General features: G+C 67.2%; 25 protein-coding genes. 12 read left to right on the top strand and 13 right to left on the bottom strand.

Translation table 11 applies throughout. The features are described 5' to 3' along the window. Window positions 1-8: 8 nt before the first annotated feature. Complete coding sequence (locus V6V88_RS15350; RefSeq protein WP_062841103.1) at window positions 9-371, bottom strand: group III truncated hemoglobin; 363 nt, start codon at window positions 369-371, stop codon at window positions 9-11. Between the two features lie 366 nt (window positions 372-737). On the opposite strand from V6V88_RS15350, the gene V6V88_RS15345 reads away from it, so the two are divergent. The 8 genes from V6V88_RS15345 to V6V88_RS15310 all read left to right on the top strand — a co-directional run bounded on the left by V6V88_RS15345 (window position 738) and on the right by V6V88_RS15310 (window position 10,929). After that, window positions 738-2,204, top strand: coding sequence for an amidase (locus V6V88_RS15345; RefSeq protein ID WP_223575878.1), 1,467 nt, complete (start codon window positions 738-740; stop codon window positions 2,202-2,204). A gap of 252 nt (window positions 2,205-2,456) precedes the next feature. Then, complete coding sequence (locus tag V6V88_RS15340) at window positions 2,457-4,076, top strand: methyl-accepting chemotaxis protein (protein ID WP_223575877.1); 1,620 nt, start codon at window positions 2,457-2,459, stop codon at window positions 4,074-4,076. Between the two features lie 8 nt (window positions 4,077-4,084). After that, window positions 4,085-4,627: a chemotaxis protein CheW gene (locus V6V88_RS15335; protein WP_062841025.1), complete on the top strand. Its 543-nt coding sequence runs from the start codon at window positions 4,085-4,087 to the stop codon at window positions 4,625-4,627. Further along, window positions 4,624-5,910: a CheR family methyltransferase gene (locus V6V88_RS15330; protein ID WP_081101041.1), complete on the top strand. Its 1,287-nt coding sequence runs from the start codon at window positions 4,624-4,626 to the stop codon at window positions 5,908-5,910. Before V6V88_RS15335 ends, V6V88_RS15330 begins: the two co-directional genes overlap by 4 nt. Continuing rightward, window positions 5,903-6,565: a chemotaxis protein CheW gene (locus V6V88_RS15325; protein ID WP_222119279.1), complete on the top strand. Its 663-nt coding sequence runs from the start codon at window positions 5,903-5,905 to the stop codon at window positions 6,563-6,565. Before V6V88_RS15330 ends, V6V88_RS15325 begins: the two co-directional genes overlap by 8 nt. Continuing rightward, window positions 6,562-8,874 (top strand): hybrid sensor histidine kinase/response regulator, encoded by a 2,313-nt coding sequence (locus V6V88_RS15320; protein WP_338615484.1) that lies wholly within the window; start codon window positions 6,562-6,564, stop codon window positions 8,872-8,874. Before V6V88_RS15325 ends, V6V88_RS15320 begins: the two co-directional genes overlap by 4 nt. Next, the gene (locus tag V6V88_RS15315; protein WP_056318132.1) at window positions 8,871-9,881 is read left to right on the top strand and encodes a chemotaxis response regulator protein-glutamate methylesterase; all 1,011 of its coding nucleotides are present in this window, start codon (window positions 8,871-8,873) and stop codon (window positions 9,879-9,881) included. The genes V6V88_RS15320 and V6V88_RS15315 overlap by 4 nt, the downstream gene beginning before the upstream one ends. Before the next feature lie 34 nt (window positions 9,882-9,915). Further along, the gene (locus tag V6V88_RS15310) at window positions 9,916-10,929 is read left to right on the top strand and encodes a PleD family two-component system response regulator (protein WP_056318137.1); all 1,014 of its coding nucleotides are present in this window, start codon (window positions 9,916-9,918) and stop codon (window positions 10,927-10,929) included. A gap of 27 nt (window positions 10,930-10,956) precedes the next feature. Here the strand turns inward: V6V88_RS15310 and V6V88_RS15305 are convergent, their stop codons facing one another. From V6V88_RS15305 to V6V88_RS15265, 9 genes are all read right to left on the bottom strand, one after another. After that, window positions 10,957-11,616, bottom strand: a complete 660-nt coding sequence (locus tag V6V88_RS15305; protein ID WP_338615483.1) for a GntR family transcriptional regulator — start codon at window positions 11,614-11,616, stop codon at window positions 10,957-10,959. A 54-nt stretch (window positions 11,617-11,670) separates the two neighbouring features. After that, window positions 11,671-12,723, bottom strand: coding sequence for an NAD(P)-dependent oxidoreductase (locus V6V88_RS15300; RefSeq protein WP_338615482.1), 1,053 nt, complete (start codon window positions 12,721-12,723; stop codon window positions 11,671-11,673). Window positions 12,724-12,725: 2 nt separating this feature from the next. Continuing rightward, window positions 12,726-13,397: an RraA family protein gene (locus V6V88_RS15295; protein ID WP_056318150.1), complete on the bottom strand. Its 672-nt coding sequence runs from the start codon at window positions 13,395-13,397 to the stop codon at window positions 12,726-12,728. 36 nt (window positions 13,398-13,433) lie between these two features. Continuing rightward, on the bottom strand, window positions 13,434-14,399 hold the full coding sequence (locus V6V88_RS15290; protein ID WP_056318153.1) for a tripartite tricarboxylate transporter substrate binding protein: 966 nt from the start codon (window positions 14,397-14,399) through the stop codon (window positions 13,434-13,436). Window positions 14,400-14,458: 59 nt separating this feature from the next. After that, window positions 14,459-15,334, bottom strand: a complete 876-nt coding sequence (locus V6V88_RS15285) for an NAD(P)-binding domain-containing protein (protein WP_338615481.1) — start codon at window positions 15,332-15,334, stop codon at window positions 14,459-14,461. 193 nt (window positions 15,335-15,527) lie between these two features. Beyond that, a complete protein-coding gene (locus V6V88_RS15280; RefSeq protein WP_338615478.1) occupies window positions 15,528-16,484 on the bottom strand; it encodes a tripartite tricarboxylate transporter substrate binding protein in 957 nt (318 codons plus the stop codon). A 38-nt stretch (window positions 16,485-16,522) separates the two neighbouring features. Further along, window positions 16,523-17,491, bottom strand: coding sequence for a tripartite tricarboxylate transporter substrate binding protein (locus V6V88_RS15275; RefSeq protein WP_062841019.1), 969 nt, complete (start codon window positions 17,489-17,491; stop codon window positions 16,523-16,525). Between the two features lie 69 nt (window positions 17,492-17,560). Next, entirely contained in the window at window positions 17,561-18,256 is a 696-nt protein-coding gene (locus V6V88_RS15270) for an alpha/beta hydrolase (RefSeq protein ID WP_338615476.1), read from the bottom strand. Window positions 18,257-18,372: 116 nt separating this feature from the next. Continuing rightward, entirely contained in the window at window positions 18,373-19,305 is a 933-nt protein-coding gene (locus V6V88_RS15265; protein ID WP_338615475.1) for a LysR substrate-binding domain-containing protein, read from the bottom strand. Window positions 19,306-19,419: 114 nt separating this feature from the next. Here V6V88_RS15265 and V6V88_RS15260 point away from each other — a divergent pair, with 114 nt between their 5' ends. The 3 genes from V6V88_RS15260 to V6V88_RS15250 all read left to right on the top strand — a co-directional run bounded on the left by V6V88_RS15260 (window position 19,420) and on the right by V6V88_RS15250 (window position 22,006). Further along, the gene (locus tag V6V88_RS15260) at window positions 19,420-19,956 is read left to right on the top strand and encodes a phosphonopyruvate decarboxylase (RefSeq protein ID WP_338615474.1); all 537 of its coding nucleotides are present in this window, start codon (window positions 19,420-19,422) and stop codon (window positions 19,954-19,956) included. Then, window positions 19,956-20,555 (top strand): thiamine pyrophosphate-dependent enzyme, encoded by a 600-nt coding sequence (locus tag V6V88_RS15255; RefSeq protein ID WP_338615473.1) that lies wholly within the window; start codon window positions 19,956-19,958, stop codon window positions 20,553-20,555. The genes V6V88_RS15260 and V6V88_RS15255 overlap by 1 nt, the downstream gene beginning before the upstream one ends. Before the next feature lie 167 nt (window positions 20,556-20,722). Next, entirely contained in the window at window positions 20,723-22,006 is a 1,284-nt protein-coding gene (locus tag V6V88_RS15250) for a cystathionine gamma-synthase family protein (RefSeq protein ID WP_062841014.1), read from the top strand. Window positions 22,007-22,040: 34 nt separating this feature from the next. Here V6V88_RS15250 and V6V88_RS15245 read toward each other — a convergent pair whose 3' ends face one another. After that, window positions 22,041-23,558: an MFS transporter gene (locus V6V88_RS15245; RefSeq protein ID WP_338615472.1), complete on the bottom strand. Its 1,518-nt coding sequence runs from the start codon at window positions 23,556-23,558 to the stop codon at window positions 22,041-22,043. Between the two features lie 137 nt (window positions 23,559-23,695). Between V6V88_RS15245 and V6V88_RS15240 the strand changes: the two genes are divergently transcribed. Next, complete coding sequence (locus V6V88_RS15240; RefSeq protein WP_338615471.1) at window positions 23,696-24,568, top strand: LysR family transcriptional regulator; 873 nt, start codon at window positions 23,696-23,698, stop codon at window positions 24,566-24,568. A 16-nt stretch (window positions 24,569-24,584) separates the two neighbouring features. On the opposite strand, the gene V6V88_RS15235 is transcribed toward V6V88_RS15240, so the two are convergent. Then, a complete protein-coding gene (locus tag V6V88_RS15235) occupies window positions 24,585-25,271 on the bottom strand; it encodes a GntR family transcriptional regulator (RefSeq protein WP_280000703.1) in 687 nt (228 codons plus the stop codon). Between the two features lie 161 nt (window positions 25,272-25,432). Further along, complete coding sequence (locus V6V88_RS15230) at window positions 25,433-26,416, bottom strand: tripartite tricarboxylate transporter substrate binding protein (protein WP_338615468.1); 984 nt, start codon at window positions 26,414-26,416, stop codon at window positions 25,433-25,435. Between the last annotated feature and the right edge of the window lie 30 nt (window positions 26,417-26,446).

Raw genomic sequence — 26,446 nt, 5'->3', positions numbered from 1 at the left:
CCAGGGCGTCAGGCGGGGCGCAGTTCGGTCAGCGGCTGGTTGGGGTCGCGCGACAACTGGTAGCCGTACCACAGGCTGCGGGCCATGCGCCTGGCCATTTCCTGTGCGGCGTCGGCCAGGGCGCGATTGGGCAGGGCGTCGGTGGTTTCGCCAAAAAGGACCAGCCAGCGTTCGAAGAGTTCAGCCTTCAGGTTGGGCATGGCCGCGTGCTTGGGCATGGGCATGCCCGTGAAGCGCCGGGTGCCCAGAATCACGGCGGACCAGAAATCCGAGAGCGTGGACAGGTGTTCGTCCCAGTCGTGGACCATGCCATTGAAGATGGGGCCCAGGGCTTCGTCGGCGCGCGCCTTGCCGTAAAAGGTGTGGACCATGTCCTGGATTTCGGCTTCGGTGCAGATGTCGTCGGGGGCGGTGGTGGTCAAGAGGATCTCCGGGCGGGATGGCAGGAGGCGATGTTAGGACGGGGGGCGAATCGCGCGGTTTGACCTGGCGCAATTGTCGGCAGGGTTGCTTGAGCCAATCGTTAAGACCCGCCTGACGGAAATTGCCAGGATGGAGCCGTGCGGGCTGGCACCTTGGCGGCGTGCGCCGCGCCTGACATCCGGCGCTTTTCCCAGGCGCGGCGCCGTCGATTTGCGTAGTATTGTCGCGATGCGCGCGGCCGGCCGCCGCGCCGCGCCCCATGACAATATGCGCGCCCCGCGGATCCGCGGCGCGCGCCCAGGAGACGAATAGCCATGCCGACTTCCGCCCCGCTCAATGACATCGTGGCCATGCCCGCGCATGCGCTGTCGGACGCCATCCGTGGCCGCCGGGTGTCCTGCCGCGAAGTGATGCAGGCGTATCTGGCGCATATCGACCAGGTCAATCCCAAGCTGAACGCCATCGTCGCGCGCCGCGACAGCGACGAGCTGCTGCGCGAAGCCGATGCGCGCGATGCGCAGCTGGCGGCGGGGCAGTGGCAGGGGTGGCTGCACGGCATGCCGCAGGCGCCCAAGGACCTGACCGCCGTGCGCGGCATGGTCACGTCGATGGGCTCGTTGGTCTACAAGGACACGGTGACGCAGCATGACTCGATCCTGGTCGAGCGCATGCGCGCCGCGGGCGCGATCTTCATCGGCCGCAGCAATGTGCCGGAGTTCGGCCTGGGCTCGCACACCTACAACCGCGTGTATGGCGCCACCGGCAATCCCTACGACGCCACCAAGACGGCGGGCGGCAGCAGCGGCGGAGCGGCGGCGGCACTGGCCGCGCGCATGCTGCCCGTGGCGGACGGCAGCGACTTTGGCGGTTCGCTGCGCAACCCGGCGGCCTTTTGCAACGTGTACGGCATGCGCCCGTCCGCCGGCCGAGTGCCGTCCGGCCCGTCGCCCGAAGTCTTTCTCAAGCAACTCTCCTACGAAGGCCCCATGGGCCGCACGCCGCGCGACGTGGCCCTGCTGCTGTCGGTGATCGCCGGCCACGACAAGCGCGCGCCGCTGTCGCTGACGGACGATCCGGCTCAGTACGCGCAGCCGCTGGACGCGGACCTTGCGGGCAAGCGGGTCGGCTGGCTGGGCGATTGGGACGGCTACCTGGCGATGGAGCCGGGCATCCTGGATCTGTGCGAGCAGGCGCTGAAGGATCTGGAGACGGCCGGCTGCCAGGTCGACGCCTACCGGGTGCCGTTCGCGGGCGACCGCCTGTGGCGCATCTGGCTGGCGCACCGTCACCTGATGGTGGGCGGGCAGTTCCACGACCTGGTCCACAATCCCGACACGCGAAAGCTGGTCAAGCCCGCGCTGATCTGGGAGGTCGAGGGGTTGGAAGGCATGACGGCCCGGCAGGTCTATCAGGCCACGGAAGAACGCAGTGCGTGGTATCAGGCCGTGCTGCGCATGTTTGAAGACGTGGACTTTTTGGCGGTGCCGTCCGCGCAAGTCTTTCCGTTCGACGTCAATCTGGATTGGCCCAAGGAGATCGCGGGGCGGCCCATGGACACGTATCACCGCTGGATGGAAACCGTTACGCCCTGGACGCTGGCCGGTTGTCCCGTCATCAGCGTGCCGGTGGGTTTCAATGCCGATGGGCTGCCGATGGGCATGCAGCTGATCGGTCCGCCCCAGGGCGACCTGGCTGTGCTGCAACTGGCGCACGCCTATGAAAAGGCACGCGACTGGGTCCAGGACCGGCCGCCGGTCGCGCTGTGGCGCGCCGCTGGCTGACTGCAGATGTAACCGTCCAGACAAACGCGCGGTTGATTTTATGTAAGAGACCTTTGCTTTTTTCCGACATGACAGCCATGTTTGGCGTTTTCCCGCGTTTTTCATGGCTGCGGCGCGGCACCTTTGTAATAATTGTCGAAATTTCCCATATTCCCGTAAAAAGCGCCGGGTGCGGCTTGGCCGGCGCGGGAATAACCCAGGGGCGTCCCGGCAGGGCGTCGACGAGTCGATTTAGGACAAAGGTCTCCCGGTATGAAGAATGTGACGCTCCGCCAAAGAATTCTGGTCAGTTTCCTGGCCATTCTGGCCATCATGACGCTGATGGTGGTGGTGGACTACCGGCGGCTTCTGCATGTCGAAGCAGAAGCCCAGATGATCAACAACGACGCGGTGCCGGGCATCTACTACAGCACGTCGATCCGGGCGTCGTGGTTCGCCGGCTTCGTCGTGGTGCAGGACGCGTTCAATGCGCCGACCGAGGCCGACCGCCGTGTCGCGCTGGAAACCCTGCCGCGTAACGACCAGCAGCTTGAAGAGAACATCGAGTTCTACCGGCGCACGATTTCCCGGCAGGACGACCAACAGATGTTCGACGCGTTCCAGAAAGAGTTGCAGGAGTACAAGCGCATCCGCACCGAGATCCTGTCGCCCGCGGTGGCGGCGGACGCGGCGAGAGCCCAGGCGCGAATCGTGAGCGAACTGCGCCCGTCGTTCTACCGGGGGCGCGACGTCCTGGCAAGGATGGTGAGCGAAAACAAGAAGCAGGCGGACGATGCCGCGGTCAGCATTCAGCAATCCGTCGAAGCGGCCGAAACCGGGATGCTGGTGTCGCTGGTGATGGCCATTGCCGCGTCGATCGTGTGCGGCTACCTGCTCATGCGCGCCATCGCCAACCCCATGCGCGACATCGTCAAGACGCTGGAAGCCACCGGCAGCGGCGACCTGACCCGGCGCCTGAAGCTGGCGCGCAAGGACGAGTTCAACGCCATCGAAACGGGTTTCAACGGCATGGTCGACGAACTGACCGGCCTGGTGGGCAGGACGCAGCGGTCGGCCGTGCAGGTGGCCACGTCGGTGACGGAAATTGCCGCGACGTCCAAGCAGCAGCAGGCCACCGCGTCGGAAGTGGCCGCCACCACGACGGAAATCGGCGCCACCTCGCGGGAGATCTCGGCAACGTCGCGCGAACTGGTGCGCACCATGACCGAAGTCTCCAGTGCGGCCGAGCAGACGGCCACGCTGGCGGGCAGCGGCCAGGTGGGTCTGGCGCGCATGGAAGACACGATGCGCAATGTCGTCGGGGCAGCGGGCTCGGTCAACGCCAAGCTGGCGGTGCTGAATGAAAAGGCCGGCAATATCACGCAGGTGGTGACCACGATCACCAAGGTTGCGGACCAGACCAATCTGTTGTCGCTGAACGCGGCGATCGAGGCCGAGAAGGCCGGCGAGTACGGCCGCGGGTTTGTCGTGGTGGCCACCGAGATCCGCCGGCTTGCGGACCAGACGGCCGTGGCCACCTACGACATCGAGCAGATGGTGCGCGAGATCCAGTCGTCGGTGTCGGCCGGCGTGATGGGCATGGACAAGTTTTCCGAGGAAGTGCGCCGCGGCATGGCCGACATGCAGCAGGTGGGCGACCAGCTGTCGCAGATCATCCAGCAGGTGCAGACGCTGGCGCCGCGCGTGCAGATGGTCAACGAAGGCATGCAGGCCCAGGCCACCGGCGCCGAACAGATCAACCAGGCCTTGCAGCAGCTCAGCGACGCGGCCCAGCAGACGGTTGAGTCGCTGCGGCAGTCCAGCCTTGCCATCGAAGAACTGACGCTGGTGGCCAATGACCTGCGCAGTGGCGTGTCGCGCTTCAAGGTGTGATTGCGTCCATGACTGCTTCCGCCGTCCGCCCACGTGCCGCCGCGGGCCATGCCGGCCCGGCGCGCCGGCTGTATCTGCTTTTCCGGATCGGCGCGGACCGCTATGCGCTGGACGCCGCCGACATCGCCGAAGTGCTGGGGCTGCGCGTCTTCAAGCAGGTGCCGGGCGCGCCGCACTGGGTCGCGGGCATGATGGCGCGCCGCGGCACGGCGGTGCCGGTCATCGACATGAGCGCGCTGGCCGGTGCAGGGGCGTGCGCCGCGGTGACCAGCACGCGGCTTGCGCTGGTGCGCTACCGCGCTGGTCCCGCCAGCGCCGAGCGCCTGCTTGGCCTGATCCTGGAGCAGGCCACCGAAACCGTCCACTACGACCCGGCGGCGTTTCAGCCGCATGCGCTGGACAATGCCGAGGCGCGCTATCTGGGTCCCGTTCTGTCCGACGCGCACGGCATGGTGCAAGCCGTCAGCGTGGATGACCTGTTGCCCGATTTCGTGCGGGCAATGTTGTTTCCGTCTGGTGGCGAGGCTTCGATGACTGAGGCGCAGCCATGAGCCTGATCGAGGAATTCAGCGGGCTGCTCAAGCGCCGCATGGGGCTGGACAGCGGTTCCATCGGCCAGGCGGCCGTCGAGCGCGCCGTGCGGCATCGCATGCACGCGGCCGGCGTGGAGGACGAGCAGGACTACCTGATGCGCGTGCAGGCCTGGCCCGACGAGATGCAACAGCTGATCGAAGCCGTGATCGTTCCGGAGACCTGGTTCTTCCGCTATCCGGAATCCCAAGTCGCCATGGCGGCGCTGGCGCGCGAGCGCCTGTTTGCGCCGGGCTGCGAGAACCGCGTGCTTCGCGTGTTGAGCGTGCCGTGTTCCAGCGGCGAAGAGCCGTATTCCATTGCGATGGCGCTGCTGGATGCGGGCGTGCCGGCGCATCGGTTTCAGGTGGATGCGGTGGACATCAGCGTGCGCATGGTCGAATTTGCGCAGCGCGCCGTGTATGGCCGCAATTCGTTTCGCGGGGGCGATCTGGCGTTCCGCGACCGCCATTTTTCCGAAGTGCCGGAAGGCCATCAACTGGCGGGGCGGGTGCGCGGGCAGGTCCGGTTCCAGCCCGGCAACCTGTTCGATCCCAACCTGCTGGCAGGGGCCGCGCCGTATGACTTCGTGTTCTGCCGCAACCTGCTGATCTACTTCGACATGGCCACGCAGGAACGCGCCGTGCAAGTGCTCCGCCGGTTCGCGCGCGAGGACGGCTTGCTGTTCGTGGGCCCCGCCGAAACCAGTCTTCTGACGGGCCGCCGCCTGCCGGCGGTGCCGCTGGCGCGGTCCTTTGCATTTCGCGCCACGCCCGCGCCGGCGCCGGCCGAGTTGCCCACCCCCGCGCGCGCGCCGCTGGCCGGCCAACGGCCGCTCGTGCATGCCTGGACGCCGCCGCGCCGTCCGGTGGCGCAGGCGCCCGCGCCCCGGCTACCCGTGCCGCATGCCGCGATGGCCGACGCGCCGTCCGCGCAAGGCGCGGGACAGGCGGCCCAGGCGTCGCTGCGCGAGATCGCCGCGCTGGCCGACCTGGGCAGGGTGCGCGACGCGATGGCGCAGTGCCAGGCGCATCTGGACATTCATGGCGCCAGCGCCGAGGCCCTGCATCTGCAGGGCTTGCTGCTGGATGCGCAAGGTCAGTCGCGGCAGGCGCAGGCTGCCTACCGCAAAGCGCTCTACCTGGATCCGAACCACCGCGAGGCGTTGCTGCATCTGGCCGCGCTGGTGGCGTCGGACGGGGATCAAGAGGGCGCCCGCCGCCTGCAGGCGCGCGCGGCGCGCGGGGAGGCGCGACGTGACTGACGCAATGGCATCGCTTTCTGGCGTGGACGACTGCTGGAACCGCATCGGCATCCGTGGCGACAAAAGCTGCGGGCAGCTGGCCGAACACGTGCATTGCCGCAACTGTCCGGTGTATGCCGCGGCGGCCAAGCGCATCCTTGACCGTCTGCCGCCCGCCATGCAGGAAGACGAGGAAGCCGCGCCGCCAAAGCACGCGGCCAACCTGTCGTCGCTTCTGGTGTTCAGGCTGCATCGTGAATGGATAGGCCTGCCGACGCGATCGCTGGACGAGGTTGCCGGCACGCGGGGCATCATCAGCCTGCCGCACCGGCGTGATCCCGCCGTGCTTGGCATGACCAACGTGCGCGGCACGCTGACCGTCTGCGTATCGCTGACGCGCCTGTTGGGTCTGGACGCCGCTGCGCCGCAGGCCCGCGAGCGGCCTGCCACCGCGCGCATGCTGATATTCGGCGGCGCGGGCCGCGCCGTGGTGCTGCCGGTGGACGAGGTGGAGGGCATGCACGAGGTGGACCTGGACGCGCTTGAGCCGCTGCCCTCGACGGTGCAGGGCGCCAGCCTGAAGTACTCGCGCGGCGTGGCGCGCTGCGGCGGCCGCGCGGTGGGCGTGCTGGACGAAACCCTGCTGATGCAGGCATTGGAACGGAGCCTCGCGTGAATCCCAATCAGATGCGCGATGCCTCGCTGCTCGAACTGTTCCAGATCGAGACCCGCACCCAGGTGCAGGTGCTCAACGACGGGCTGCTCGCCCTGGAGAAAAATCCCACGTCCGCGCCGCAGCTCGAGGCCTGCATGCGTGCCGCCCACTCGCTCAAGGGCGCCGCGCGCATCGTGGACCTGCATCCGGCCGTGCGTATCGCGCACGCCATGGAAGACTGCCTTGTGGCCGCCCAGGAGGGCCGTCTGCGTTTGCAGGCCGGCGACATCGACGCCTTGCTGCTGGGCACGGACTTGCTGCAGCGCGTGGCCACGCCTGGCGTGGAGCTGGATGCCGAGATCGGCGACCTGGTGGCGCGGCTGAGCAGCGCGCCCAATCTGCCCGCCACGCCGGCCGCGGTGGCACGTTCTTCCCGGCCGGCCGGCCATCTGCCGCCGATAGTTCTGACGGAAGACGCGCCCGTCCCGGCAGCCCCGGCGCCCGCAGACAAGCCCCAAGTGTTGGACGCGGCCGCCGCGGTCCCGCCCGCGCGCCGCAGTTCGGACCGCGGCGCGGGCGAGGGCGAGCGGGTGCTGCGAGTCACGGCCGATACGCTGAACAAGCTGCTGGGCTTATCCAGCGAAACGCTGGTCGAGTCGCAATGGGTAGGGCCTTTCAGCGCCGCCATGCTGCGGCTGCGGCGGCTGCAGGCGGGCGCGGCGCACGCGCTGGACGGGGTACGCGCCGTGCTGGCCGAACAGCAGCTCGATGCGCGCGGCCAGGCGGCGCTGGACGATGCCCACCGCATCCTCGAACAATGCCAGCGGGAATTGACGCTGCGCGCTAGCGAAGTCGACGAATTCGGCTGGCGCATGAACCACCTGACGCGGCGGCTGTACGACACCGCGCTCGCGTGCCGCATGCGGCCCTTTGGCGACGGCGTGGGCGGCATGGCGCGGATGGTGCGCGACCTGGGCCGCTCGCTGGGAAAGCAGGTCCGCCTGGAGATCGAGGGCGAAGACACGCAGGTGGACCGGGACATCCTGGAAAAACTGGATGCGCCGCTCATGCACCTGTTGCGCAACGCCGTGGACCACGGCATCGAGTCGCCTGCGCAGCGCGAACAGGCGGGCAAACCGGCCGAGGGCTTGATCACACTGTCGGCGCGCCATTCGGCGGGCATGCTGCTGGTCGAACTGGCCGACGACGGCTCCGGCATATCGCTGGATCACCTGCGCGAGGAAGTGGTCGAACGCAAGCTGACCAATGCCGAGACCGCGGCACGCCTGAGCGAAGCCGAACTGCTGGAATTCCTGTTCCTCTCGGGCTTCAGCACGCGCGACGAGGTGACTGAAATCTCCGGGCGCGGCGTGGGGCTGGATGTGGTGCAGACGATGGTGCGCCAGTTGCGCGGCGCCGTGCGGGTCCACCAGCAGCAGGGCCGGGGCACGCGTTTCGTGCTGGAGATGCCGCTGTCGCTGTCGGTGGTGCGCAGCCTGCTGGTCGAGGTGCAGGACGAGATCTACGCATTTCCGCTGGCCTACGTCAGCCACGCGTTGCAGGTGGACGCCACCGACATCGAGCAGCTGGAAGGCCAGCAGCACTTCCGATTCCAGGGGCGGCAGATCGGCCTGGTGTCGGCGCGGCAGATCCTGCGCGCCGGCGAGGCCGCCCCGGCCGCCGATACCTTGTCCGTGGTGGTGGTGGGCGATCATGACCGCCTCTACGGCATCGCCGTCGACCGGTACGTGGGCGAGCGCACGCTGGTCGTGCAGCCGCTGGACCCCCGGCTGGGCAAGGTGCAGGACGTCATGGCCGGCTCGCTGATGGACGACGGCACGCCGCTCCTGATTCTGGACGTCGAGGACATGCTGGTTTCCGTCCAGAAGCTTATCGAGGGCGGGCGCCTGTCGCGGGTCGACAGCGGGTCGGGCGCGGCGGCCGCGCGCCGCCGCAAGCGCGTGCTGGTAGTGGACGATTCGTTGACGGTTCGCGAGCTTGAGCGCAAGCTGCTGCTGAACCGCGGGTTCGATGTGGCAGTCGCCGTGGACGGCATGGATGGCTGGAACATGTTGCGCAACGAGGACTTCGACCTGATCGTGACCGATGTCGACATGCCGCGGATGGACGGCATCGAACTGGTGACGCGCATCAAGGCCGACCCCAGGCTGCAGGCGCTGCCCGTCATGGTGGTGTCGTACAAGGACCGGGAAGAGGACCGGCAGCGCGGGCTGGACGCCGGCGCCGACTATTATCTGGCCAAGGGCAGCTTTCACGATGATGCGCTGCTCGACGCCGTGGAAGACCTCATCGGGAAGGCTCGGACGTGAGAATCGGGATCGTCAACGATATGCCGCTTGCCGTCGAAGTCCTGCGGCGCGTCATCGCGCTGGAACCCGGGCTGGAGATTGCCTGGACGGCGTCCGACGGCCTGGAGGCCGTGCAGCAATGCGCGCGCGACCGTCCCGATGTCGTGCTGATGGACCTCATCATGCCCGTCATGGACGGCGTCGAGGCCACGCGCCGCATCATGGCGGAAACGCCGTGCGCCATCGTCGTGGTGACCTCCGACGTGGCGGGCCACACCTCGCGCGTCTTCGATGCCATGGGGCACGGCGCACTGGATGCCGTGGACACGCCCATGGTGGGCGCGACGGACATGCGCACGGCGGCGGCGCCGCTGTTGCGCAAGATCCGCAACATCGGCTGGCTGATCGGCCGCTACGGCAACCGGCCGGCGCTCAGCCCGGTCAGCAAGCCCGCCGCGTCCGCCGGCGCCCGGCGCCTCCTTGCCATCGGCGCATCGGCCGGCGGCCCGGCCACGCTGGCGCAGCTGCTGCGCGATCTTCCCCTGGATTTTCCGGCCGGCATCGTGCTGGTGCAGCATGTGGACGCCTCGTTCGCAGCGGGCATGGCTGACTGGCTCAACGACCAGGTGCCGCTGCCGGTCAGGCTGGCGCGCGAAGGCGAATCGCCGCTGCCAGGCCAGGTGCTGCTCGCGGGCACGGATGATCATCTGGCGCTTTGCGAGGATGGTACCCTGCGGTACACCGACTGCCCCCGGGAAAGCCTGTATCGGCCTTCCATCGATGTTTTCTTCCATAGCGTGGCGCAGCACTGGCGCGGCATTGCGGTCGGCGTGCTGCTGACCGGCATGGGCCAGGACGGGGCGCGCGGCCTGAAGGCGCTGCGCGAACGCGGATGCCTCACCATCGCGCAGGACCAGGCCACCAGCGCAGTCTATGGCATGCCGAAAGCGGCTGCCGCCATGAAGGCCGCGGTCGAGATTCGGCCGCTCGATCAAATTGCGTCTCGCGTCATCCGGGCGTTTGCCTGAGGCGCGGCACAACGTAGGACATCAAGGACCCACTATGCTGCCATCCCCTGAAGACACGGTTTCCGCGGATCTCAATTCGCACGGGGCGATGGTGTTGCTCGTCGATGACCAGGTCATGGTGGGAGAAGCCATCCGGCGTGCGCTGGTGCCCGAAGCCAACATCGATTTCCACTATTGCTCGGATCCCTACAAGGCGCTGAGCGTGGCGATCCAGACGCGGCCCACGGTCATCCTGCAGGATCTGGTGCTGCCCGGCGTGGACGGCCTTTCCCTGGTGCGCGAATATCGCGGCCATCCCGTGACGCGCGACATCCCGATCATCGTCCTGTCCACCAAGGAAGATCCCGCCATCAAGAGCGCGGCCTTCGCGGCGGGGGCCAACGACTACCTGGTGAAATTGCCGGATTCGATCGAGCTGATTGCGCGCATCCGCTACCACTCGCGTTCCTACATGGCGCTGGTGCAGCGCGACGAAGCCTATCAGGCATTGCGCCAGAGCCAGCAGCAACTGCTGGAAAGCAACATGGAACTGCGCCGGCTCACCAACTCGGACGGCCTGACCGGGCTGGGCAACCGGCGCTATTTCGATGAGTACCTGAATGCCGAGTGGCAGCGCGCGGGCCGGGACAGCCGAGAGATCAGCATGCTGATGATCGACGTGGATCACTTCAAGTCCTACAACGACACCTACGGCCACATTGCGGGCGACGAAGCCCTCAAGCGCGTCGCCAACACCATCTTCGCCAGTTGCGACCGGTCCACCGACCTGGCGGCGCGTTTCGGCGGCGAGGAGTTTGCGCTGGTGCTGCCGGGCACGCCCGGCGGCAGCGCACGACTGGCCGCCGAAAAGCTGCGCCGCGCAGTGGAGGCCATGCAGATTCCCCAACGCGACGCGGGCTTCGGGCCGTGGCTGACGGTGAGCATCGGCCTGGCGACCGCCGTGCCGCTGGATGGGCAACCGTGCACGGAGCTGATCCAGGCGGCCGACCGGGGCCTGTATGAAGCAAAGCGGCAGGGCCGCAACCGGGTGGTGCCGGGACAGATCTGAGGCGTCTGGCCGCCGGCCTGCGCGAGCCTACCCGCCCGTCTTCCCATCCTTCCGGTGCGAGCGGAACAGAAGATGCGTTGACGCCAGGTGAAAGCGCACCGCGATCTGCGCGCATTCGGGGTCGCGCGCGCGGATCGCGGCGATGATCTGGCGGTGGTGTTCCACGCTGCGCAGCATGTCTTCGCGGCCGTAGAAATAGAAAGAGCCGATGATGATCGGCATGTCCAGCAGGTTCTCGACCAGGGAGCGCACGCGTGCGGACTGCGCGGCCTCGAGCAGGGCGTGGTGGAACAGGTTGTTGTAGTGCTGGACCTGGGCGACGTGGTCGGGCGCGCCGGAGTTGACCGCGTCGAGCATGCACTGGTTGATGCGTTCCAGCTCGGCGATCTGTTCGGGCGTGGCGCGTTCGGCGGCGGTCTTGGCGGCGTAGGGTTCGAGCAGCATGCGCAGCTCGAAGGCTTCGTCGATGTCGCGGTCCTGCCAGCCCAGCACGACCGCGCCGCGCCGGCCTTCGCGGGTGACCAGGCCGTCCGCGATCAGGCGTTCGATCGCGTTGCGCACGGGCGTGCGGCTGACCGAGAGCTGGGTGGCGATGTGTTCCTCGCGCAGCGGCTCGCCGGGCAGGAACGATCCGGCCATCAGGCGGCGGCGCAATTCGCCGTAGACGTAATCACTGGCGCTCGACATGAGGAGGCTGGCTCTTCCCGGTTTTCAAAGCTGCGACTATACCAACGGCGGACGCTACACCTTCACCCCGTGCTCGGCCAGACGCGCCAGAAAGCGCGGCCAGACCTCGGGGTTGACGAGGCGCGCGGGCTTGCGTCCGGCCAGCATGTCGATGATCTGCGTGGCCGAACCCTGCGCCACCTTGCGGCGGCCTTCGTGCGTGACGCCGCCCGTGTGAAAGGCGGCGGCCACGTCGTGGCGATGCAAAAGGCCGCTGCCAGGCGGGGGCGGCTCCACCTGCCAGACGTCCAGGCCCGCGCCGGCAAGATGGCCGGACTCAAGCGCGGCAAGCAGCGCGTCCTCGTCATGAATGCCGCCGCGCGCGGTGGAGACGAACAGCGCGCCGCGTTTCATCCGGCGCAGCGTGGCCGCGCCGAACATCCCGCGCGTAACGGCGTTCAGCGGGCAGTGCAGGCTGACGATGTCGGCCTGTTCCAGCAGCGCATCGAAGCCGACAGGCGCGGCGCCGCGTTCGGCGATCTGCGCGTCGGCCAACAGCGGATCGTAGGCAATGACCTTCAACCCGAATCCCGCCGCGATACGGGCGACGCGACGCCCGATCTCGCCGATGCCGACGATGCCGATCACGCGGCCTTCGATCTCGCGGCCCATCAGCGCCTCGCGGCTGACAGCGGTGCCCGCCCTGAGCGCGGCTTCCGACTCGCCCAACCGCTTGACCAGCGACAACAGCAAGGCGAAGGTCATCTCGGCCACCGACGCGGCGTTGGCGCCGGCCTGGTTCACCACGGCCACGCCCGCGCGGGTGCAGGCGGCCACGTCGACCGTGTCGTAACCGGCGCCGCCGGACGATACGCACAGCAGCTGGGGGCACTGGGCCAAGAGGTCGGCGGACACCTGCCACCGCGCGGGGACTTCGTCCTTGGCCGCGCTGACGTGGTAGGCGTGGGCGCCGGCCAAGCCGGCCGCGGTCACCGCGTCACCTTGCGCCGGCAGCACGCGCAGGTCCAGCGTGGCGTCCCGCGCGATCGCCTCGTCGAACGCGGGATCGATCCACAGATCCAGGCGCACGACGCGCAGATCGGGCCTGCTGACTGCCGCATCGCGCATGGCTAGACTCCCGTGCAACCCAGCGAGCGCAGGCGGGCGTCGATCCACGACGTGTCCAGCGTGCCGGCGGCGATATCGGCCAGCATCTTGGTTTCCACGTCGTGCTTTGCCGCTGCCGCCTGATAGATGGCTTCGGCCTGTTCGTACGGCACGGCGAGCAGCCCGTCGTCGTCACCAAGGATCAGGTCGCCCGGCGCGATGGTCATGCCGTCCAGCGCGACGACGCAGTTGATCTCGCCCGGTCCGTCCTTGTACGGCCCGCGGTGGGTGACGCCCGCCGCATAGACGGGGAAGGCGCTGCGGCGGATGGTGCCGCAGTCGCGGATGGCGCCATTGATGATGATGCCCGCGATGCCGCGCGACTCGGCATAGGTGGTCATGATCTCGCCGATGATCGCGTTGGTCAGGTCGCCGCCGGCATCGACCACGATGACGTCGCCCGGCTGCGCGAGGCTGAGCGCCTTGTGCACCAGCAGGTTGTCGCCGGGACGTGTGCGCACCGTGAGGGCCGGCCCGGCCAGGGGCGTGCCGTCGTGCATGGGCCGCAGGCGAGCGCCGCCGGCCGTCATGCGCGACATGCAGTCGCTGACGTTGGCCACCGGCACCTGACGGAATTTCTCGACGAGTTCCTTGCTGACCGCGCGTTGGCGGGCGTGGATTTCAAAACCTGTCATCTCTGCTCCTGATCGCTGGATGGATATGTGTGGGGCTTACTGCTTGGGAATGCCGGCTTCTTGCACGACCTTGCCGAAGGCGTCGTGATCGGCGCGATGGCGGCGCGCCAGGTCCTCGGGCGAGCCCTTCAGGACGCTGTAGCCGGCCTCTTCAAGCTTCTTGATCAATTCGGGGTTGGATTGCACCTTCTGCAATTCGGTGTTCAGCGCGGCGACGACATCGTCGGGCGTCTTGCCAGGCGCCATCAGGCCCCACCAGATCGATTGGTTGATGGTCGGAAAGCCGCTTTCCGGGAACGTGGGCACGTCCGGCAGGGCGGGCGAGCGCTCATTGGCGACCACGCCCAGCGCGCGCACCTTGCCGCCGCGGATCTGCGGCAGCAGCGACGCCACCGAGCCGACGTACATGTCGATCCGGCCGCTGGCCAGATCGGGGAAGGCCTGGCTCCAGCCACGGTAGGGCACGTGCATCAGCTCCATCTTGGCCGCCTTGCGCCACAGATAGCCGGTCAGGTCACCGGTGCCGCCGATGCCGGGGATTCCCAGCGAAACCAGGTTGGGTTTGGCCTGGGCGGCCTTCACGACGTCGCCGAGCGACTTGAAGGGCGAGTCGGGCAGCACGACGAAGACGCTGGGCGAAGAGGCCACGGGGCCCACCGGCTTGAAGTCCTTGAAGGTGTCGTAGCTGAGCTTGCTGTAGAGCCACGGGTTCAGCACGATGTTGTCGGTCTGCGCCATGACGAGCGTGTGGCCGTCCGGGCGGGCGCGGGCCGTGGCGTCCAGCGCCAGGTTGCCGCCGGCGCCGGGCTTGTTCTCGACCACGATGTTCCAGCCGGCGTCCTGGCTGATCGCGCTGCCGATCATGCGCGTCAGCGTGTCGGTGCCGCCGCCGGGCGGGAACGGCGAGATCAGGGTGATCGGCGCCGAGCCCAGGTCGGCGGCCTGTGCCGCGGCGCAGCCCAGCACCAGGGATGCGGCCAGCAGTTTCTTGAACAGTTTCATTGTCTTCCTCACTAAGTGTTATTGCGGATTCGGTCCGCGCTCTGGGGCGCGGTGGGGTGTCAGGACTGACGGGCCAGCGTGGTGAGCCAGGCAAGGCGCGCCTGGACCGTGTCGGCGGCCGGGGCCTCGCCGTTCGCGCGCGCGGCCTCGATGCCGCGGGCGGACCGGGCAAAGAGCGCTTCCACACCATTGAGCGCCAGCGGCTCCAGGCCCGCTTCGTGCAGCTGGTCGCGCGCTTCGCGCACCTCGGCCAGACGGCGCGGCGCATGCAGCACGTGCGAGCGCACGAACGAATCCATGAACGCCGTCAGCGGCGTGCGGTCGATGTCGGCCAGCACTTCGTACAGCGAATCGCGCAGGCCCATGCGTTCGGCCGCCACCAGGCATTCGACCGCCAGGCTTTCCATGCCCTTGGTCATGATGCTGCGCAGAAGCTTCAGGCGCACCGCATCGCCGGGCTTTCCTTCGATGATCCGGACCGTCGCGCCCGCGCTTTCGCCCAGCGCCGTCACAACCGCCGCGCCATCGCCGGCGCACAGCAGCGGCGTCTTCTCGCCCAGCAGGGCGATGGCGCCCATGATGGCGACGTCCATGAAGGGAATGTTGTGTGCGGCAGCCGCGGCGGCGGCCTTCTGCATGTTGGGGGCGCTGGCGGTGGTGAAGTCGGCGTACACCGCATCGGCGCGCATATGCGGTAGCGCCTGGGCCGCGACCTCGGCGGCGTTGTAGCCGTACACGGCGGAAACCACGACGTCCGCTTCCGCGAGCCAGGCCCCCGGTTCGGCATGCAAGGCTGCCCCTGCGGCCTTTGCGCGGTCCGCCATGTCGGCGTCCGAACGCAGGTCGCAGATGCCGACGATGCGATGTCCGGCGGCCGTCCAGGCGCGGGCGTAGCAATGTCCGACTTCGCCGCATCCAATGAGTGCAATTTTCATCTTGGAAAAACACATAAAAAAAACAATATGTGTTTATAGATCGGCTGTTTCCGGAGATAAAGGGGGCGTTTACCCTAGGTTTTGTTTAATTAAAGTACACAAAAAAAACAATCAGGGCTAAAACACACATCGCAAACGGCGTCCGGAAGGTGGATGCCAGGCAGCGGCGCAAGCGCTGCCCGGCATCAGGCGCCTACTTTTTCGTGGCCGCCTCTTCCTGAAAGGCGCGAGTCTGCCGGGCCAGGCTGGCCCTCCATTCCTCGCCCGGCTGAAAGGCCAGCACGGCGGCATCGCGTCCCGATGCCGCCAGGAAAGCAGGATCCTTCAGCGTGTCTTGAAGCGCGAGCTCCAGCTTGTCGCGGATGGCGTCCGGCAAGGTCGCCGGGCCGCCCATGCCGCGCTCGGACGAATATCGCAACGTCACCCCGGACTCCGCCGCGGTGGGGATGGTGTTGTGGCGCTTGTCGCTGGCGATGGCGATGGCCTCGAAGGGGCCTTTCGGGTCAACCAGTTCCGGCACTTCGCTCACGGTGATCAAGCCGTAGTCGATGTGATCGCCCAGAATCCCCAGATGGATGTCGCCGCCGCCCTTGAACGGCACGCTCGTGCCGCGCACGTTCTGGCTGCGCTCCATGTCCATCAAGGCCAGATGTCCGGTCGTGCCGTCGCCGCTGTGGCCGAAGGACAGCGATTCGGGCGACTGCTTCAGCTTTGTTACGAGTGCCTGCAGGTCGTTCGGCGCTTTCGACCCGCGCCGCTTGATGAAAAGCAGCGGGTCGTCGACCAGACGGGCGATGAGCCGGATGTCCTCGGGTTTGTACTTCGCGCCCTTGCTGACCGGCAGATACACGAAGCCGGGGGCGTTGATCATGCCCAGCGTGTAGCCGTCCGGCTTGGCGGCGGCAACGTAGCGCACCGCAATTTCTCCGCCCGCGCCCGGCTTGTTGATGACGATGATCCGCGCCTTGCCGCTCAGGCGCTTTTCCATGTGCTGGGCCACCAGCCGCGCCATGACGTCCGTGCCGCCGCCGGGCGCGAATCCCACCACCAGTTCGATCGGACGATCGTCGGGCCACGCCGCATGAGCCACGCTGGCTGTCAGGGCCAGCGCCCCGGCCACGAGCATCCGTTGAAATGCAGTTGCCTTCATGCTTGTCTCCTTGATGGGCTGTCGTGCGCTTTTGCGCCTCAATTGACCTGGATGCCGGCGGACTGGATGAGCTGGCGGTAGCGGTCCAGTTCCTCTGCCCAGAAGGCCGTGAATGCCGCAGGCGTGCTTTGGTGCAATTCGGCACCCATTGCGATGAGCCGTTGCGAATAGGCGGGATCGGTCATCACGGCGTTCAGGGCGCTGCTCAGCTTGTCCACAATGGGCGCGGGCGTGCCGGCCGGCGCCGCCAGGCCGAACCACGTCGTCAGTTGCATGCCCGCCATGCCCAGTTCCTCGAACGTCGGCACGTTGGGAATGGCCTTGAGCCGGGCGTCGGCGGCAACGGCCAACGCGCGGACGCGCTGGCTCTGGATGTGCCCGATCGCGCCGTTGTCGAACATGTAGTCGAGCCGCCCGCCCATCAGGTCGGTCAGCGCGGGGTTGTTGCCCTTGTAGGGCACATGCGTAACCTCGATCTTGTTGATCGTGCGGAAGAGTTCGCCGGACAGGTGCCCCGAGTTGCCGGTGCCCCCAGAGCCGTAGGTCAGTTTGCCGGGCTGCTTGCGTGCCGCGGCGACGATGTCGATCGGACGCTTGAACGGCGAGTTCTCGGAGACGATGAGCACGCTGGGCACCAGCGCGACTTCACCGATCGGCGCGAAGTCCTTGATCGGGTCGAAATGCACCTTGGTGTACAGATTGGGCGCCGAGACGTTGGCCGAGCTGCTGGCCAGCAGGAGGGTGTAGCCGTCCGGCGCGGCGCGGGCGAATTGGGTGGTTGCGATGGTGCCGGAAGCGCCCGCCACGTTTTCGACCACGACCGTCGCATTCAGGCGCCTGCCCAAGGCATCGCCCAGCGAGCGGCCGATCGTGTCCGCCGAGCCGCCCGCGGGCCACGGCACGATGAGGCGTATCGGTTTATCCGGATACGGCGCGGCCGCCATGACGGCCGCACTGAATGCGGACGCGAGGGCGCCGCACGCCCAACGCTTGATTGGAAATCGCATGTCTGTCTCCTTGTTGAACCCTCCCTCTTGCTCGATGGCGTATCGGGGAGGTGTGAAAGGGCGCCGCGATCAATCTGTACGAGCCTTGGCGGCCTCCTTGGGAAGATGCGCAAGGACGAGGGAAAGCAGCAGGTCCTGCGACTGGTTGAAAAAGTGATCCGCGCCCGGGACGACGATGATCGGATGGGAGGTCGGCCGCGCCCACGCCAGCAGCGGCTGCAAGGGCGCCTGCGTGTCCGATTCGCCATGGATCAGCACCACGCCGGCGGGCAAGGGCGGCGTGTCGTAGACCCGGTCGCCCTCGACGGCGCCAACCGGCAGACCAGCCAGGATGGCGGCGGCAGGCGCGGCGTCCTGCTCAGTTAGCGCGCGAATCGCGCGGGCCAGGGCATACGCGCCAAATGAAAAGCCAATCAGCGCCAGCGGCGTATTTGGGGACTCGGCACGCACGGCATGTACGACGGCGAGAATGTCTTCTGATTCGCCCCGGCCATGGTCATACACGCCGGCGCTGGCGCCCACGCCCCGAAAGCTGGGCCGTATCGCGATCCATCCTGCATCCCGGACGCCGTGCGCCAGTCTGTGCGGGATCTTGTGGCGAGGCGTGCCGCCCAACAGCGGTTGCGGATGAGTAACGATGGCCACCCCAACGTGCGGCGTAGAGGGGCGGTCAATCAGCAACTCCAGCGGATCGGCCGGACCGGGGATCAGCCGTGTTTCCGTCCTTGCGCCGGCGGGGAGTTCGGTATCAATCAGGTGGGACATGTCGGCCAGAAAGCGCTGTCAGGTGTCCCAGGTTAATCCGTTATGAAAAGGCCGAATAAATAGAATTTCGTGATGGAATTCATCACGGCGGGAGATGGCGCGGCCGGCGCGCGGGGCTACTTGGACAACCAGCGGGCGGACGGCCAGCGTGCATTGCGCACCGCATCGCGCGCGCATTGGATCAGCTCGTTCATGACGCAATGCACGGAATTGGCGATGGGACGGGTGGCGGGCTGCGCCAGCACGATGCGCCGCACCAGCAACGGATCCACGACCGGCGCAGCGGCCAGGATTGCACGATCCACGTCGTCGGCCACAGCGATCGAAGGCAGGATGGTGTAGCCGTGGCCGTCCAGCACCAGGCGCTTCTGCACGCTCATCGCATTGGTCTCGGCCACGATCTGCAGTTCGGTCTCTTGCGTGCGCGCGGCCTGCTCGACCAGCGAGCGCAGGCCATGCGGCGCGCCCGGCAACACCAGAGGCCGCCCGATGATGTCGGCCATGCGGACAGGCGTGTGGGTGTCGAGCCCGCTGCCCGGCGGGCCGACGAACCACAGGCTCTCTTCCAGCAAGGTGCGGAATTTAAGCGCGGGATTCGGCTTGGACTCGTACAGCAGCGCGATGTCCACGTCGCCGGTTTCCAGCCACGACTGCAAGTGCCCGGCATATCCCGCCGTCAACCGCAAGCGGATGCCGGGATAGTGGGACGCAACGGCAGACAGCAGCGCGCTGGACAGCATGTCAGCCGTGCTGGGCAAAAGGCCCACGGTGACAATGCCGCCCACTGTGCCGCTGGATGGCCGGATCTCAGCGCGAGCGCGGTCTAGCTCGTTCAAGGCGCGCCGCGCGTAGTCCTCCAGCGTCTTGCCGGCGTCGGTCAGTTCCATGCCGAGGCGGCCGCGGGTGAAGAGCGGCGTGCCGATATCGTCTTCCAACAGCTTCAATTGCCGGGAAACCGCAGGCTGCACGATGTTCAGCAGGCGGGCGGCGCTGGTCACGCTGCCGGTCTCGGCCACGGTTACTAACGCCTTCAGTTGCTTCAAGTCCATTGGCGCTCCAGGTATGCGGATGAGTGATTAAATCCATCAGCAAATTCTATTTAGTTCGCAATTCTATAGCGATATAAGATGGCTCGCAGCACTTCAGCCACAGGGAAACCCACCATGACTTCAACGACCACCGAGGCGCCCGCCTGGCAACAAGCCGTGTTCGACGCGCTGAAAGCCGGCGGCATCCGCCAGATCGCCTACGTCCCCGACGCGGGCCATGCCTACGCGATCCGGCAGGCGCAGCAGGATCCGGACATCAACGACGTGGTCCTGACCACGGAAGAAGAGGGAGTCGCGGTCGTCAGCGGCGCCTGGCTGGGCGGCCAGCGCGCCGCGCTGCTGATGCAGAGCAGCGGCGTGGGCAACTGCGTGAACATGTTCTCGCTGCTGCGCAGTTGCAACTTCCCGTTCCTGACGCTGGTGACGATGCGCGGCGAATACGCCGAGTTCAATCCGTGGCAAGGGCCGATGGGCCGGACCACGCAGCAGGCACTGGAATTGATGGGCATCACGGTGCTGCGGGCATCCGATCCCGACGAGGTGGGAGAGACCGTTGGCGCAGCGCTGGATTCGGCGTTTCTCGCGGGCGAACAGGTGGCCGTGCTGCTGTCGCAGACCTTGATCGGACGTAAGAAGTGGGAGCGCAACTGATGTCGACGAACCTGAATCCACAAGGCGCCGTCCAGCGCCGCGCCTTCGTGTCGCAACTGATCGCCGCCACGCCCGATGCGCTCGTCATCTCGGGGCTGGGATCGCCGTCCTACGACGTGTTCGCCGCGGGCGACCGCGACCATAACTTCTATCTATGGGGCGCGATGGGCGGAGCGGCGGCCCTGGGGCTCGGATTGGCGCTGGCGCAACCCGAGCGCGCGGTGCTCGTCATCACCGGCGACGGCGAACAGTTAATGGGCGTTGGCACCTTGGGCACCATCGGTGCCAAGCAGCCCCCAAACCTGACCATCCTGGTGCTGGATAACGGGCATTTTGGCGAGACCGGCATGCAGCGCAGCCACACCAGCCTGGGCACGGACCTCGTGGCGGTGGCGCGCGGGTTCGGCATCCGGGATGCGTTCAGCGTCCGCGAAACCGGCCAGGCGGGGGAAGTCGCCGAGCGCGTGCGGGCGCGGCGCGGCGTTACGTTCGTGCAGGCGTTCATCAGCCCCGACGAGCCGCCCCGCGCGCTACCGTCCCGCGACGGCGTGCACGTGAAGAACCGGTTCCGAGCCGCGCTTGGCCTGCAGCCGTTCTGACTGCGGGTGCTTGGTTGAATGCCACCTCGGCGCCGCTCGCGGCGCCGGGGCGCCTCTGATCTGGTGCGGGTCACAACCTGCAATGTTTCGCTCGCGGCCCGGCGTTATCGTCTGAAGATGCGTGACGCGCCTGCCCGCTTGGCTGGAACACCAGAAAGAGGCACACCATGACGTACTCGAGCTACCACAAGAAGGACATCTTCGGCCGTCCCCTGCATGCCGAAACCCAGATGATGTCCTATGGCTACGATCCCTATCTGTCCGAGGGGGCGGTCAAGCCGCCGGTGTTTCTGACGTCCACGTTTGCGTTCCGCACGGCCGAGGACGGCGCGGCGTTCTTTGACCTGGTGTCGGGCCGCAAGCCCTTGCCGCAGGGCGAGACGGCGGGGCTGGTGTACAGCCGGTTCAATCACCCGAACCTGGAGATCGTGGAGGACCGGCTGTCGCTGCTGGACGGCTCGCAGGACGCGGCGGTGACGTCCAGCGGCATGTCCGCGATCAGCGCGGTGTTGATGGCCTTTTTGCGGCCGGGCGACCAGTTGGTGCAGTCCGTGCCGCTTTATGGCGGCACCGAGACGCTGATCGGCAAGATCTTTCCGGAGTGGGGCATTGGTTCGCATCCTGTCGCGGACGGGTTGTCGCCCCGCAGCATGCGCTCGGCGCTGGACGCGGCGGCCGAGAAGGGGCCGGTCAAGCTATTTTATGTCGAGACGCCCGCCAATCCGACCAATGCGCTGTTCGATTTTGAGGCAATGAAGAACGAGCTGGATGCGTTCGAGACGCGGCATGGTTACCGGCCGATCTCGGTATGCGACAACACGCTGTTGGGACCCATCTTTCAGAAGCCGGCGGAACATGGGGTGGACCTGTCGGTGTACTCGCTGACCAAGTACGTCGGCGGCCACAGCGATCTGGTGGCGGGGGCGGTCACCGGCAGCAAGGCGCTGATCAAGAAGGTGCGCGCCATCCGCAGCGCCTTCGGCTCGCAACTGGACCCGCATTCATGCTGGATGATCACGCGGTCGATGGAAACGGTGGTGCTTCGCATGAAGCAGGCGGCGCGCACGGCGACGCGCGTCGCGCAGTGGCTGGCGGAAAACCCGTACGAAAAGGTGCAGGTGTTCCACCCTGAACTGATTGCGGACCGCGCCTATCAAGAGGTCTACAAGCGCCAGTGCACCGGACCGGGTTCGACCTTCGCCTTCGTGCTGGAAGGTGGCCGCGAGCGCGCGTTCCGCTTCATCAATGCCCTGCATCTGTTCCGCTCGGCCGTCAGCCTGGGCGGCACGGAAACGCTGGTCTGCCACCCTGCATCGACGACGCATTCCGGCGTGCCCGCCGAGGAACGCGATGCGGCGGGGGTGTCCGAAGGGCTGATCCGGGTGTCGATTGGCCTGGAACACGAGGAAGACCTGATCGCGGACCTGGATCACGCGTTCCGCAACGGCTGAGCGGCGCGGGCCGGGCGGCCGGGCCCGCGCGCCCTCAACCCGGTTGCGCTGTCCGCCGGGTGCGGTTCAGCAGCACGAACGCGGCCGTGCCCAGCAGCATGATCGTGGCGGTCGCGATCACCGCGGCGTAGCCGGTCTCGAAGGCGCTTCGGGCCAGCGAGGTCAGCGTCGCCGCCAAGTCCGCGGGCAGGCTGCCGGCCACGATGAGCGCTTCGTCCAGGCTGTCGCGCGCCGCACCGGTGGCCGTCACGCCTGCCGGCACGGAAAGCGACTGCGCGTAGACGCCGGACAGGATCGAACCCATCAAGGTCACGCCCAGCGCGCCGCCCAGCTCGTACGAGACTTCCTCGATCGACGCGGCCATGCCGGCGCGTTCGGGGGTGGCGCTTTGCATGATGGTGCTGGAGGCGGCTGTCATGGTGGCGCCAATGCCCAGGCCCAGCACGCACAGGCTGATCAGTTGCGGCATCACGGCCCCGTCGTAGGTCAGCAGATAGCCGCCCATGCCCAGACCCGACACCAGCAGCGCCAGGAACAGCAGGCGCCGGCTGCCGATGCGCCCCAGCAGCAGGCCGGCCAGCGGCCCGGCCACGAACGCGGCCAGCGGTAGCGGCAGGATGAAGAGCGCGGACTGGATCGGCGACATGCCCAGCACCAGTTGCAGCCGCTGGCTGAACACGAGTTCCATGCCCAATAGCGCCGCCGCGGCAAACAGCGCCGCCGCCACGGCAGAGCTGAAGGACGCATTGCGGAAGATCGAGAAGTCGATCAGCGGGTAGGGACGCCGCCGCTGCCGCCGCACGAAGATGGCGAGCATGGTGGCGCCTGCCGCGCAGGCCAGCGCGGCGTGCAGCCAGGAAGGCGACGCGCGGCCCAGCTCCTTGAGCGCGTAGGCGCAAAGCACCATGCCTGCCATCACTTGCAGCGAGCCGGCCAGATCCCAGGGGCGCGACGCGTCAGGCCGGCTGGCCGGAATGAAGCGCCATGCCAGCGGCAGCGCCAGCAGGACGATGGGCACGTTGATGAGAAACACGGAACCCCACCAGAAATGCTCCAGCAGCAGGCCACCCACGACGGGTCCCAGCGCCGCGCCGCCCGAGGCGACCGACGCCCAGACGCCGATCGCGACAGCGCGCTCGCGCTCGTCGGCAAACGCAAGACGAAGGATGGACAGGGTGGCGGGCATCATCATCGCGGCACCCACGCCCAGCAACGCGCGCGCGGCGATCAGGACGATTGCGCCGGGCGAGTAGGCGGCGGCCAGCGAGGCCGCGCCGAACACGGCCAGCCCCATCATGAACAGGCGCTTGTGCCCCAGCCGGTCGCCCAGCGTGCCCATGCCCAGCAGCAGGCCGGACACGACAAGCGCGTAGACGTTCACGATCCACAGCTTGGCGGAGGCCGTGACGCCCAGTTCGTGGGTGAGCCGGGGCAGGGCGGTATACAGGACCGTCATGTCCACGACGATCAGCAGCAAGGCGCTGGACACGATGGCCAGCACGAGCCAGCGGCCGGGGGCCGCGGCGACAGCGTTCGAATGAGTCCGCTGCATGGTTCTACTCCTTATTGATAACCATGATCCCGGCGCGGCGGGCGCGCTCGGGATCACGGATCGCATTATCCATCTAGATATTGGCCATAAAAAGTTGGATTCCATCTATAAAATAGATGGCTAATCAGGAGCGGACCATGCAGTGGACGTTGGATCAATTACGGCAATTCGTGGCAGCCGCCGAAGCGGGTTCGTTTTCGGCGGCGGGGCGGCGCATCGGGCGCGCGCAGTCGGCGGTCAGCACGGCGGTGGGGCTGCTGGAGGCGGATCTTGGGGTGGAGCTGTTTGACCGGTCGCGCCGCAACGCGGTGCTGACGCCGGCCGGCGAGGTGATGCTGCTGGAAGCCAAGGAACTGCTGCGCCAGGCCGGCGGGTTGTCGCAGCGGGCGCTGGCGTTCGCCGGCGGACAGGAGGCGCGCCTGTCCATTGCGCTGGATGAAGCCTTGCCTTATCTCGTGCTGGGCGCGCTGGTGGTGGAACTGGCCGAGCGGTTTCCGGCGCTGGAGCTGACGCAACTGAACGGCACCGCGACCGAGGTCGCCGATTATGTGCGCCAGGGCCGGGCAAGCATCGCGTTCCACTTCGACCGGGGCGATCCCGGCAGTGACTTCGCGCACCAATCCCTGGGCAACGTGGCGCAAGGGATTTTCGTGGCGTCCGGCCATCCGCTGGCGGGCTTGCCGCAGGTGTCGCGCGAGGACCTGGCGCGTCACCGCCAGCTGGTCATGCAGATGGAAGGCGTGGAGGACATGGTGCTGAGCCCGACGGTCTGGCGCACCGACAGCTTCTACAGCATTGCGGGCATGGTGGCCGACGGGCTGGGCTTTGCGATCCTGCCCCTGAACATTGCGGAGTACGAGAGTTTTCGCACGACGCTCAGGCCGCTGCCCTGCGCGGAACTGGCGTTGCCCATGCTGTCCGTGCGCACGCTATGGATGCAGGGGGCGGTGCTCAACGAGACCGAGCGCTGGTTGCAGCACCGCATGGAGCAATTGCTGCGCGCCGGCTAGCGGCACGGAAGGGGCCTCAGCTCAGCAGCGCGGCGACGAGGTCGCTGCCCGCCTGCTTGTCCCCGTTGAAGTCCAGCGCGGTCAGCACGTGCTCCAGGTGTTCGTCCATCAGGGCGCAGGCCCGCTCGACATCGCCCGCGCGCGCCGCCTCGATGAAGGCGTGATGCTCGCGCGACGAGCAATGGGCGTCGTGCGAGGTCTGATACAGCACGGTGATCACCGCGCTGCGCGCCGACAGTTCGCGCAGCATGCCGGTCAGGACGGAATTGCCGACGGCTTCGGCGAGCAGGATGTGGAAATGGCTGAGCAGGCGGTTGCGCGTCTGCACGTCGCCGCTGTCGAGCGCGCGGCGTTCCTCGGCCAGGTGGTCGTCGATGCGCTTGTAATCGTCAGGTCCGGCGCGCGCCACGAATTCGCGGGCCAGCGCGGCCTCCAGGATGCGGCGCACCGCATAGACCTCGCGCGCCTCGTTCGCATCCGGTTTGCTGACGAAGGCGCCCTTGTCCGGCACGATGTTGATGAGCTTGTCCTTGGACAGCATCAGAAGCGCCGCGCGGATCTTGGTGCGGCTGACCTTGTAGACCCGGGCCAGGGCCTCTTCGCGCAACCGGGTGCCGGGCGGAAGCTTGTGCGCCACGATGGCGGCGGAAACTTCCCTTGCGATGTCGTCGGCGCTGGGGTCTGGCTGGACGTCCTGGATCATGAGGCGCGGCAGGGGCTGCCGGTGCGGAAAATCATCGGGCAGCCAGTCTAACAAAAGGCAGGCGCGGCGGTGGACATTTCTTGCATGCAAAATCTGTCCGCACCCCGCGCCGGCTTCCGGGCCCAAACGGGCGCCAACCCCGGCGCCCGGCCGGGCCACTGTTATTTGGCCATCAGCCCCAAATGCTCGATCAGGTCCTTTTCCTTGACGAAGGTCGCCTGCGCCCACGCCTTGTAGTCCTCGCTGCTGCGATAGGCCGGCTCCTGATTGAGCTGCTTCATGACGTCCATGCTGGCCTGATCGAAGAGGGCCTTCTTGAACGCGTCATGCAGGATCTTCACGACCGCCGGGTCCATGCCCTTGGGACCGGCCAGACCGTAGGGGGAAGTGGACACGACCTTGTAGCCCAGCTCCTGCGCGGTGGGCACGTCGGGCCAGCGGGTCGTGCGCTTGTCGCCAAAGGTGACCAGCAGGCGCATCTTGCCGGAATCGACGAACTGGTCCCAGCCCGTGGCGTCGCTCTGCGCCATGACGTGGCCGCCCAGCAGCGCCTGCTGCATGTCGGCGTTGCCCTTGAACGGCACATGGTTCAGCTTGACGTTCGCGTTGATGGCGATCTCTTCGATGATCAGATGCGGCGACGAGCCGATGCCGGTCGAGCCGTAGTCGATCTTGCCGGGCGCCTTGCGCGCGGCCTCGATGTACTCGTTGAACGTCTTGTAGGGCGAGTCCGAGCGGACGGTGAAGCCGAACGTATAGCCCGACAGCCCCAGGATGAAAGTGAAGTCGTTGATCGGATCCCAGCTGCTTTTCTGCATGTAAGGCATGCGCAGCATTGCCAGCGTGTACAGGGCGATGGTGTAGCCGTCCGGTTTGGCCGTCTTGGCCATGGTGGCGGTGCCCAGCGTGCCGCCCGCGCCGGGACGGTTCTCCACGATGACGGGCTGGCCCAGATACTTCGAGGCATCCTGCGCCACGATGCGCAGATGCCGGTCGGTCGAGCCGCCGGCCGGGAAGGGCACGATCAGCGTGATGGATTTGGTGGGAAAGTCGGTCTGCGCACTGGCGGAAAACGGCAAGGCGGCGCTTGCCAGGGTGAGCGTAAGGGCGGCGAGGCAAGCGCGTCGCAGGGGCAGTCGGGCCATGGGTGTTGTCTCCTGGTGGGTGTTGTTATG

Source organism: Achromobacter sp. E1 (genome assembly GCF_037039475.1).
GTDB lineage: Bacteria > Pseudomonadota > Gammaproteobacteria > Burkholderiales > Burkholderiaceae_B > Achromobacter > Achromobacter mucicolens.
This window is presented reverse-complemented; position numbering and strand designations above follow the sequence as displayed.

Bases quoted from the DNA above. Each gene is read 5' to 3' on its own strand.
- V6V88_RS15350 (WP_062841103.1), bottom strand. From the start codon at position 371: ATGGTCCACACCTTTTACGGCAAGGCGCGCGCCGACGAAGCCCTGGGC.
- V6V88_RS15345 (WP_223575878.1), top strand. From the start codon at position 738: ATGCCGACTTCCGCCCCGCTCAATGACATCGTGGCCATGCCCGCGCAT.
- V6V88_RS15340 (WP_223575877.1), top strand. From the start codon at position 2,457: ATGAAGAATGTGACGCTCCGCCAAAGAATTCTGGTCAGTTTCCTGGCC.
- V6V88_RS15335 (WP_062841025.1), top strand. From the start codon at position 4,085: ATGACTGCTTCCGCCGTCCGCCCACGTGCCGCCGCGGGCCATGCCGGC.
- V6V88_RS15330 (WP_081101041.1), top strand. From the start codon at position 4,624: ATGAGCCTGATCGAGGAATTCAGCGGGCTGCTCAAGCGCCGCATGGGG.
- V6V88_RS15310 (WP_056318137.1), top strand. From the start codon at position 9,916: ATGCTGCCATCCCCTGAAGACACGGTTTCCGCGGATCTCAATTCGCAC.
- V6V88_RS15305 (WP_338615483.1), bottom strand. From the start codon at position 11,616: ATGTCGAGCGCCAGTGATTACGTCTACGGCGAATTGCGCCGCCGCCTG.
- V6V88_RS15300 (WP_338615482.1), bottom strand. From the start codon at position 12,723: ATGCGCGATGCGGCAGTCAGCAGGCCCGATCTGCGCGTCGTGCGCCTG.
- V6V88_RS15295 (WP_056318150.1), bottom strand. From the start codon at position 13,397: ATGACAGGTTTTGAAATCCACGCCCGCCAACGCGCGGTCAGCAAGGAA.
- V6V88_RS15290 (WP_056318153.1), bottom strand. From the start codon at position 14,399: ATGAAACTGTTCAAGAAACTGCTGGCCGCATCCCTGGTGCTGGGCTGC.
- V6V88_RS15285 (WP_338615481.1), bottom strand. From the start codon at position 15,334: ATGAAAATTGCACTCATTGGATGCGGCGAAGTCGGACATTGCTACGCC.
- V6V88_RS15280 (WP_338615478.1), bottom strand. From the start codon at position 16,484: ATGAAGGCAACTGCATTTCAACGGATGCTCGTGGCCGGGGCGCTGGCC.
- V6V88_RS15275 (WP_062841019.1), bottom strand. From the start codon at position 17,491: ATGCGATTTCCAATCAAGCGTTGGGCGTGCGGCGCCCTCGCGTCCGCA.
- V6V88_RS15270 (WP_338615476.1), bottom strand. From the start codon at position 18,256: ATGTCCCACCTGATTGATACCGAACTCCCCGCCGGCGCAAGGACGGAA.
- V6V88_RS15265 (WP_338615475.1), bottom strand. From the start codon at position 19,305: ATGGACTTGAAGCAACTGAAGGCGTTAGTAACCGTGGCCGAGACCGGC.
- V6V88_RS15260 (WP_338615474.1), top strand. From the start codon at position 19,420: ATGACTTCAACGACCACCGAGGCGCCCGCCTGGCAACAAGCCGTGTTC.
- V6V88_RS15255 (WP_338615473.1), top strand. From the start codon at position 19,956: ATGTCGACGAACCTGAATCCACAAGGCGCCGTCCAGCGCCGCGCCTTC.
- V6V88_RS15250 (WP_062841014.1), top strand. From the start codon at position 20,723: ATGACGTACTCGAGCTACCACAAGAAGGACATCTTCGGCCGTCCCCTG.
- V6V88_RS15245 (WP_338615472.1), bottom strand. From the start codon at position 23,558: ATGCAGCGGACTCATTCGAACGCTGTCGCCGCGGCCCCCGGCCGCTGG.
- V6V88_RS15240 (WP_338615471.1), top strand. From the start codon at position 23,696: ATGCAGTGGACGTTGGATCAATTACGGCAATTCGTGGCAGCCGCCGAA.
- V6V88_RS15235 (WP_280000703.1), bottom strand. From the start codon at position 25,271: ATGATCCAGGACGTCCAGCCAGACCCCAGCGCCGACGACATCGCAAGG.
- V6V88_RS15230 (WP_338615468.1), bottom strand. From the start codon at position 26,416: ATGGCCCGACTGCCCCTGCGACGCGCTTGCCTCGCCGCCCTTACGCTC.